Source organism: Nonomuraea sp. NPDC003709 (assembly GCF_040610775.1).
Taxonomy (GTDB): domain Bacteria; phylum Actinomycetota; class Actinomycetes; order Streptosporangiales; family Streptosporangiaceae; genus Nonomuraea; species Nonomuraea angiospora_A.
Genome location: NZ_JBEXMW010000041.1, coordinates 80,463 through 88,732, shown reverse-complemented (window position 1 = coordinate 88,732; position 8,270 = coordinate 80,463). Strand labels below are relative to the sequence as shown.

7 protein-coding genes are annotated in these 8,270 nt (G+C 67.2%); 4 read left to right on the top strand and 3 right to left on the bottom strand.

Annotation, left to right across the window (positions count from 1 at the left end):
• Window positions 1–253: 253 nt before the first annotated feature.
• The gene (locus ABZX61_RS60650; protein WP_355211050.1) at window positions 254–2,455 is read right to left on the bottom strand and encodes a WD40 repeat domain-containing protein; all 2,202 of its coding nucleotides are present in this window, start codon (window positions 2,453–2,455) and stop codon (window positions 254–256) included.
• Window positions 2,456–2,499: 44 nt separating this feature from the next.
• Here ABZX61_RS60650 and ABZX61_RS60645 point away from each other — a divergent pair, with 44 nt between their 5' ends.
• Together ABZX61_RS60645 and ABZX61_RS60640 are read left to right on the top strand one after the other, a co-directional pair.
• Window positions 2,500–2,724 (top strand): SDR family oxidoreductase, encoded by a 225-nt coding sequence (locus ABZX61_RS60645; protein WP_355211048.1) that lies wholly within the window; start codon window positions 2,500–2,502, stop codon window positions 2,722–2,724.
• Window positions 2,725–2,884: 160 nt separating this feature from the next.
• Entirely contained in the window at window positions 2,885–4,261 is a 1,377-nt protein-coding gene (locus ABZX61_RS60640) for an erythromycin esterase family protein (protein ID WP_355211045.1), read from the top strand.
• A gap of 912 nt (window positions 4,262–5,173) precedes the next feature.
• On the opposite strand, the gene ABZX61_RS60635 is transcribed toward ABZX61_RS60640, so the two are convergent.
• Window positions 5,174–5,398 carry a hypothetical protein gene (locus tag ABZX61_RS60635; protein WP_355211042.1) on the bottom strand — a complete coding sequence of 75 codons (225 nt, stop codon included), beginning with the start codon at window positions 5,396–5,398 and terminating at the stop codon, window positions 5,174–5,176.
• Window positions 5,399–5,936: 538 nt separating this feature from the next.
• Window positions 5,937–6,290, bottom strand: a complete 354-nt coding sequence (locus ABZX61_RS60630; RefSeq protein ID WP_355211039.1) for a cupin domain-containing protein — start codon at window positions 6,288–6,290, stop codon at window positions 5,937–5,939.
• A gap of 45 nt (window positions 6,291–6,335) precedes the next feature.
• Here ABZX61_RS60630 and ABZX61_RS60625 point away from each other — a divergent pair, with 45 nt between their 5' ends.
• Both ABZX61_RS60625 and ABZX61_RS60620 read left to right on the top strand, forming a co-directional pair.
• A complete protein-coding gene (locus ABZX61_RS60625) occupies window positions 6,336–6,641 on the top strand; it encodes a helix-turn-helix transcriptional regulator (RefSeq protein ID WP_355211036.1) in 306 nt (101 codons plus the stop codon).
• A complete protein-coding gene (locus tag ABZX61_RS60620) occupies window positions 6,638–8,200 on the top strand; it encodes a hypothetical protein (protein WP_355211033.1) in 1,563 nt (520 codons plus the stop codon). Before ABZX61_RS60625 ends, ABZX61_RS60620 begins: the two co-directional genes overlap by 4 nt.
• Window positions 8,201–8,270 lie beyond the last annotated feature (70 nt).

Here is an 8,270-nt window from a genome sequence, read left to right as displayed (position 1 = left end):
TGCTACTCGAAGGATCACGCGATGGCCGTCTTCATTTCACGACGCCACGCCTGTGACCAGGCCAAACTCGTACACCACTCCCGTGGACGCAACCCAGGCTCCGGGTCCGGTTCGGCGGCCCATCTGCGCCTGGTCCCCGCAACATGCTGGGAGATCCGGTCGACGTGCCCTACGTGTGTCACGTGCCTGAAAAGATCATCTCGCGTTGACCTGTGAGAAGAGGCCATGAACCCCAGATATCCATCGGCGCTGCTCAGGGACAGATCCTCTGGTACGGCTCGTCCGGGAGGTACCGGTCCCATTCCTGCCTGTCGAGCGAGCGGCCCGCCAGCGCGCAGGTTGCTGCGGATGCGTCTGCGGGCAGGGCTGGGTCCCACAGCCGCACGGTCTTGTCGTGGCTGCCGGTGGCCAGGGTCTTGCCGTCGGGACTGAACGCCACTGACGCGACGGCGTCGGTGTGCCCGGTGAGCGGATCGCCGATCTGCTGGTGGGTGGCGACATCCCACAACCGCACGCTCTCGTCACCACTTCCGGTGGCCAACGTCTTGCCGTCAGGACTGAACGCCACCGAGAAGACAAAGCCGGTGTGGCCGGTGAGTTGCTCACCGGCCTGCTGGTGGGTGGCGATGTCCCACAACCGCACAGTCTCGTCACTGCTTGCGGTGGCCACCGTCCTGCCGTCGGGGCTGAACGCCATCGACCCCACGCGGTCGGTGTGGCCAGTCAGAGGACCGCCGATCTGCTGATGGGTGGCGACGTCCCATACCTGCACCTCGCCATCAGGGCTGAGGTCGGTGTTGGGTGGCGGCGCGACGATGAGTTCGGGATGGTTGCTCGCGGTGGCCAGGGCCTTGCCGTCAGGGCTGAACGCCACCGCGACAACGGGTCCGGTGCGGCTGGTGAGGGGGGCACCGATGGGAGCACGGGTGTGGGTGTCCCACAGCCGCACGGTCTTGTCATCGCTGGCGGTGACCAGAGTCTTGCCGTCGGGGCTGAACGCCACCGATTCGACAGCGCCGGTGTGGCCGGTCAGGGGACCGCCGATCTGCTGGTTGGTGGCGACGTCCCACAGCCACACATCGCCTCCGGCCCTCCCGCTGGCTACGGTCTTGCCGTCAGGGCTGAACGCCGCTGAGAAGACGATGCCGGTGCCGATTCGCTCGCCGATCCTGTTGCGGGGGGTGAAGGCGCTGATCTGGTGGAGGGTGGAGGTCGCCCAGAGCCTCGTGGTGCCATCGGCCCCGGCGGTGATCAGGGTCCTGCCGTCAGGGCTGAAGGCTACTGAGGAGACGATGTCCGTGTGACCCGTCAGAGTGGCGATCTTTTCGTGGCCGGCGACGTCCCACAGCCGCACGTCGTTGTCACCACCGACCGCAGCCAAGCTCTTGCCATCGGGGCTGAACGCCACCGTTCCGCCTTCGGGCCCGAAGCTCGCCCCCACCGGTCGGCGACCTCGGTCATTGAGGAGGCTGAGAGGGCGGCCGATCTGCTTGCGGGTGGCGACGTCCCACAGCCGCACGGTGTTGTCCTGGCCGGCAGTGGCCAGGGTCGTGTTGTCCGGGCTCAGGGCCACCCCGATGACCCGGCCGGTGTGGCCGATGAGAGGGCCGCCGAGTTGTGCGCGGGCGGCGGTGTCCCACAGCCGGACAGTCTGGTCGTCGCTGGCGGTGGCCAGGATTTTGCCGTCAGAGCTGAAGGCCACCGAGGAGACGTGCTTGGTGTGGCCGTCGAAGGTGCCGATCTGTCTATGCGTGGCGACGTCCCACAGCAAGACTCTCGCTTCGCTCGCAGTGGCCAGTGCCTTGCCGTCAGGGCTGAAGGCGAGCCAGTTGATGGCGGCAGTGTGGAGCATCGGATCGCCGATCTGTTCGTGGGTGACGATGTTCCACAGCCGGGCCGTCCTGTCTTCGCTGGCGGTGGCCAGGGTCTTGCCGTCGGGACTGAACGCTACGGAGGTGACCGTCCTGGTGTGGCCGGTGATAAGGCCACGAGCGGATGACCTCAGCGCGTTGATCATGGCGTGGCGGGCTTCGTCGGTCTGGGCGATCCGCCATGCCGTGACGGCCAGTCGCGCCGCGGCGCGGCCATCTGTGCCACTGACGATTTCGCTTTGTGTCGCCAATTGTCTCGACTGGGCCTGCCTGCGCTGAGTATCGGCTGCGTCGGATGATCTGACGGCGGCGACGGCCGCGAACGATGCGACGAGCGCGAGGACAGCCAGAGCCGTCACGCCGAGGCGCGCCCAGCGTCTGCGCCGTGATGTGGCTCGCTGGGCCCGATCACCGGCCTGGTCGCAGGCGAGGAGGAACTCTTCGGCGATCCGGTGCGGAGCCGGGTATCGTCCTGGGACGGCTTGCCACATGGCCCGGGCCTGGCGCGCGACGGCCAGACGGGTTCCCTGATACAGGAACGACGGATCCCTTCCGTGGTTATGCCACTCGTCGGCGTCGTCCATGAGCTGGCTGAAGAGAACCCGCCCGGCCTGCGCGAGGCATCACGGTGAACGCCGTCGCGCCCTGCCCGACCGTGACTGACATGAACCCGTGGATGATCGACAACCCGCAGGTCCAGCAGATGGTGGGCAGCGGCAACGCCATCCTCCGGGTCGGTCAGCCCGCCGACATCGCCGAGGTGGTCCCCTTCCTGGCCTCCGAGGCGGGCGGTTGGGTGACCGGGCAGGTCATCGACGCCTCGGGCGGCTGCTTCCTCGGTCCGCGCGTCTGACCACGCCCGTACGGCGCCGACGACATCCGCCGCCCAGGCCCGCGGGTCCGGCTTGCGCTGACAGGCTCGCCGAGCACCGTCAGTGTCCTGTCAGGAGGCTGTCGGCGCGCGCCCCGAGGGTTACATCCGTCAACGACCTCTCAGACATGGAAATGCCATCATGAACAGCAGGACCTGGGCCGCGGCCCTGACCGTCGGCCTGGCCGCCGCCACCGTGGCCGCCGCCTCCGCCTCCGCCACCGCCGCCGACACCGGTGAGGCGAAGGTCGTCGCCGCGCTCGACGAGGTGGCCAAGCCGCTGGCCTCCGCCACCCCCCAGGCAGAACAGCGCGACCTGAAGGCGTTCGGCGCGATGGTGGCGGGCGCGAAGGTGGTCGGCGTCGGCGAGGCCACCCACAGCACCGCCGAGTTCTACACCCTCAACCAGCGACTGCTGCGCTACCTGGTGACCGAGAAGGGCTTCACGACCTTCGCCCGGGAGCTGAGCTGGAGCACCGGCGTGCGGTTGAACGACTACGTCCTGAACGGCAAGGGCGACCCGCGCGCGATCATGCACGACGAGGTCAAGGGCCCCTACGACCTGTTCGACAACCGCGAGTTCCTCGGCCTGATCACTTGGATGCGGTCCTACAACGCCACCCACCAGGCGAAGGTCCAGTTCATGGGCGCCGACCTGCTCTACCCCGGCGACGTGCTGTTCGACAAGGTCCTCGCCTACGTCAAGCAGCACCACCCCGACCTGCTGGAGCAGTTCACCCAGCTGTACGACGGGCTGCGGCCCACCACCACCAACGCCGGGCAGTACATGGGCCTGGCGCTCTCCCAGCCGCTGGCCACCCGCCAGGACCACGCCCAGCGCGCCACCAAGGCCCTGCAACTGCTGGCCAAGCAGGCGCCCGGTGACGACGCCGAAGACTACCGGTTGGCGCTGCAGCACGCCCGGGCCCTGTCGCAGACCTTCACCGACTTCGCCTTCGACCAGGCCACCGCCGAGGGCCGCCGCCAGGCGCAGGTCTACCGGGACAAGGCCATGGCCGACAACGTCATCTGGTGGAACAAGACGACCGGCCACAAGATCCAGATGTCGGGGCTGAACGCGCACATCAGCTACACCCCGATCGACACGATGTTCGTCCCCGCCCCGATGGGCGGCGTCCTGCGCGAGCGTCTGGGCCGCCGCTTCGTCACCGTCGGCACCTCCTTCGACCAGGGCGGCTATAACTTCCTGATCGACAAGGGCGAGTGCCCGGCCGGTTCACGCCCGGCTGAGCGGCCCCTCACGTGCAAGGGCTCGGTGGACGCCGCCGGCAGCGACTACAACGAGTACGTCTTGGACCAGGTCCGCTACCGCGACTTCATCCTCGACACCCGCACCGCGCCTCAGGCCGCACGGACCTGGCTGGCCGAAAGCCGCCCCACCCGTCTCATCGGCGGCGGCTTCTGGTCACCCGAACAGGCCACCAAGGTCGCTCTCGGCGAGTCCTTCGACATCGTGATCCACCTGCACACGGTCAAGGCCGCCGCGCTGCTGCCCTGACACCGGCGCCTCTGACGGGGCATGGAGATCCGGCAGGCGGAAACACTCCGCCTGCCGTTTCCACGTCCGGCCACGCCCGTGCTCGATGGCAGGGCGGCTGCGCGTGCGGGGCCGGATCTCCCGGCGGCGTTCCTGACATCGTCGGCGGCCTGGGCGAACCCCGCGGATCAACGGGGTCGGCACCGACAGGGCAACTCGGCACGCCATCCACGTCATGGACTACCTGAGGGCGCTGCCCCGCCCGAGTACGAGCACTCCGCCCAGATCCTGGCCGCACCCTTCCCCGTGCTCACCTGCCCCGGCAATCACGACGCCGACCGTAGACGTGTCAGTCGGGAACGCCCACCTCCTTGCGCATCTCCATCGTTTCTGGCCCCTGCAGAGTGGGCCGCGGTCGGCCTGCCCCCAGAGGCTAGTGTTCGCCCGATAAGGCGAGCTGGTCCAGACCCGCCACTCCGCTCGGCAGGACCATCTCCCTCATCCATGATCACGGCGCCCCAAGGGGTTGTGACACAGGTACTGAGCGTGCTTGGGCGGTAACTGATATGAAGGATTCGCGGGCCAAGCGCTGAGGAGGGGGGCTGGCCCGCAGCGGGTTGTCTGGCTTGCGGCGCGGCCTCTCGCCAGACGGCCTCCTACTCGCAACCATCCGGCCGAAGGACGGCAAGTCGCAACGAACCCCGCCCATAAGGTCAAAAACCGCGCAAGTATCCGCCCCGAACCGGCCCGGCATGCTGCGCCCCGGTCATGACGACCCGCACCATGACATTGCGGTCTTCCCAGAGTCGACGCAGGCGCGGGGCCGCCCCGGCGGAACACTGATACTCACCGTGCCGGGACCTCAGCCGATGGCTTGAGGCATGGGACAGCCGGGGACGGCACCGGGGGGAGGCCGTCCCCGGCGGGCCCGCGCTACGTTCGGCCGGTCAGGTCGCGCCAGACCTGGCGCACCTCGGCGGAAACCCCGCGCATGCTCTCCAGAGCGGGCCCGCCGTTGCTCGGCGTGAGCCGGATGAAGTACGCCCCGCCCTCGCTCATCAGCTCCAACTCGACCGCGCCCACCATGGCGTGGTCGACCACGCGCGGCCGAGACGAGCGGGACCCGTACGGGTCCCATCTGACACTCTCGACCGCCATCACTGGGCCCTGTTCGGACCTGTCACGCCTGGCGGCCCATACATCGACGATAACCGCGGCTCAGGTTCTCGACTGGCCATCCCCGTATTTCCCCTGCTCAGGACCAAACTTGCAGATCATGCTTTGCGGCTTGATTTTGTCGATGTCTGGCAGCAGCGTTTGCGGGTCAGTTTGGACCGCGCTCTAGCGCGATGCAGTCGGGAGATGTCAGTGAGAAGTAGCAGCGCTGAAGGGCAGGTCTGCCAGAGGCGCCCATCACCTTTGTGTGATCTCAGGATCACCGATAGGCATTTGGTGTCGACTGCTGGAGAGGAGTCGGCCCATGTGCGGGGGGCTGTTCACGGACACTCAACTTGGTGATGCACACGTCATTCAGGATGGGGACGGGCAGGCGTTAAAAGACCCCGACAGGGCGAAGCCGTCGGGGTCTTGGTGTGCAGACTGACGGCCTGATGTGCATCATGCCCGTCGGGGTTCGGGTTTTCATCGGCCTCGAGGGGCGCGTCTAGAAGAGCTGGGGTCTTGGGGGCGCGTTGCGTCAGTTCCCGTACTGCTTGGTGTCCGGGTGCTCGATGAGCAGGACATGAGCGGTCTTGTCGGCAACGGGACGGTGCCGCATTCCCCTGGGAACGACGAACAGTTCGCCCGCATTCAGCACCACCGGGTCTTGCCCCTCCAATTGGATCTCAAAGCTGCCGTCCCAGCACAAGAACAACTCGTCCTCATCGTGGTAATGCCAGGGGAACTCGCCCTCCAATCGAGCCAGGCGAACGACGGTGGTGTCGTTCACCATCGCCAGATTGTGCTGTTGGAAGGGCCCTGGGAGCGCGTCGATGGCCTCAGGCACCGAGACCGCAGCAAGATGACGCGAATCTTCGTGTTGTGTGGTCATGCCACGATCCTTGTCCTCATAGTGGCCTGGCGACAGAGCCAATACATGACAATTGGTCCTCTTCATGGACCAATTATCACGGCCACCGAGCTGGTGCCGCTGCTGCGCGAGCGCGGCGTCGACCTGTCGGCCTCCCAAGTCCACCGCCTGGTCTCCGGCACTCCCGAACGGTTGTCGCTGCAGGTGATGTCCGCGCTTTGCGACATCCTCACCTGCACCCCGGCCGATCTGGTCGCCACCACCGCCGAGAACGCCGGCGTCCGCAAGACCGCCACCGGCGACCTGCCCACTGCGCCCGCCGGAGTCGACAAGCTGCGGCCACGCCCGGCCCGGATCCTGCCTGACACATGACCCGCGCCTACGCCACCGACGAGCAATACGAACGGTGGTTCATGGCCGAGTGCTGCCGCTGCGGCCGTCGCCGCCACAAGGCCGGACACTGGCCGGACGGATACGTCTGCCGGACCTGCGCCGACCGCGCGATCCGCACCCGGGGCACCTGTCCCGGATGCGGCCAGGACCGCGCTCTTCCTGGACGTCGAAGCAGCGACGGCGCCGCAATCTGCACCACCTGCGCCGGCTTTTCCCAGACATTCGACTGTTCGCGCTGCGGGTTCGAGAGCAAGCTCCGGGGCGGGCGGCTCTGCGAACGCTGCACCCTCAGCGACCGGCTCACCGCCGTCCTGGACGACGGCGCCGGCCGCATCCGCCCAGAACTGAGCCCCCTGTTCGACCTGCTCGTGGCGATGGAACAGCCCGGCAGCGGGCTGACCTGGCAGGCGATACGCCGCAACCATCCGGGAAACGTGGCACAACTGCTGCAGCAGCTCGCTCTCGGGCAGATCCCCCTCACCCACGACGCCTTACACGAACTCCAGCCCTGGCGGGTCGCCGCTCACCTGGAAGAACTCCTGGTGGTCTGCGGTGTCCTGCCCGCCGTCGACAAATACATATGTTCCTTCCAGCGTTGGCTTCCAGGCCATCTGGCCAACGTTGATGATCCTGAACACGTCAAAACGATCCGGCTCTTCGCGACCTGGCACGTCCTTCCCGCCCTGCGAAACCGAGCAGAGCGAGGCCACATCACACCGAGCGTTCGCGATGGCGCTGGCGACCAGATCAGATCCGCGACCTCGTTCCTCTGGTGGCTCGATAATCGCGGCCACACTCTCGCCTCCTGTCGCCAGAACGACATCGACGCCTGGTTCGCCGAGAACACCGAGAGCGCTCGCAATCGGCTACGACCCTTCCTCACCTGGGCCATGCAAAGCCGTCACTGTTCCCGGTCCCTGTCCCTGCCCGCGATGCAGATCTCCCGCCGGGCCACCCTGACCGAGGACGAACGCCTGGCAGCCATCCGACGCCTGTTGATCGACGTCGAGATTCCCCAGCGCCTGCGCGTCGCCGCCATCATCGTGCTCCTCTACGCCCAACCCCTTACCCAGGTCGTCCGGCTCACCATCGACGACCTGCTCCGCGATGGCGAAGCCGTGTTCCTGCGCCTTGGGGAACCGCCCTCGCCCGTCCCCGCGCCGGTCGCATCCCTGCTGCTGGACTACATCGCGGCTCGCGACAACATGAACACCGCTACCAGCCGCGCTTCGCGGTGGCTGTTCCCCCGGCCGCCGGGCACATCAGCCCTGCCGCCCCGACCACCTGTCCGAGCTCCTCAACGAGATCGGCATTCCAGCGGCGGTCGCCCGCGGTGCCGCGATCCGGCAGCAACTCCTAGAAATGCCCGCCCCTGTCGTCGCCGACGCCCTTGGATACCACGACAAGACCACCGCCCGCCTCCTTCGGGAAGGTGGTGGAGGCTGGAACCGCTACGCCGCTGGGGAACACGGAACGTCACCATCAGGCCCCATGGGAACGACAACTCGCGACAGTTGAATAGGCGAGCTCACCAGTGAAAAGTAACCAGTAAAGTCCCGAGACCGGATCAGCAGCTACGACCGCAGTTGTCGGTATAAATCCGGAAAC

Bases quoted from the DNA above. Each gene is read 5' to 3' on its own strand.
- ABZX61_RS60620 (WP_355211033.1), top strand. From the start codon at position 6,638: ATGACCCGCGCCTACGCCACCGACGAGCAATACGAACGGTGGTTCATG.
- ABZX61_RS60625 (WP_355211036.1), top strand. From the start codon at position 6,336: ATGACAATTGGTCCTCTTCATGGACCAATTATCACGGCCACCGAGCTG.
- ABZX61_RS60640 (WP_355211045.1), top strand. From the start codon at position 2,885: ATGAACAGCAGGACCTGGGCCGCGGCCCTGACCGTCGGCCTGGCCGCC.
- ABZX61_RS60650 (WP_355211050.1), bottom strand. From the start codon at position 2,455: ATGGACGACGCCGACGAGTGGCATAACCACGGAAGGGATCCGTCGTTC.
- ABZX61_RS60630 (WP_355211039.1), bottom strand. From the start codon at position 6,290: ATGACCACACAACACGAAGATTCGCGTCATCTTGCTGCGGTCTCGGTG.
- ABZX61_RS60635 (WP_355211042.1), bottom strand. From the start codon at position 5,398: ATGGCGGTCGAGAGTGTCAGATGGGACCCGTACGGGTCCCGCTCGTCT.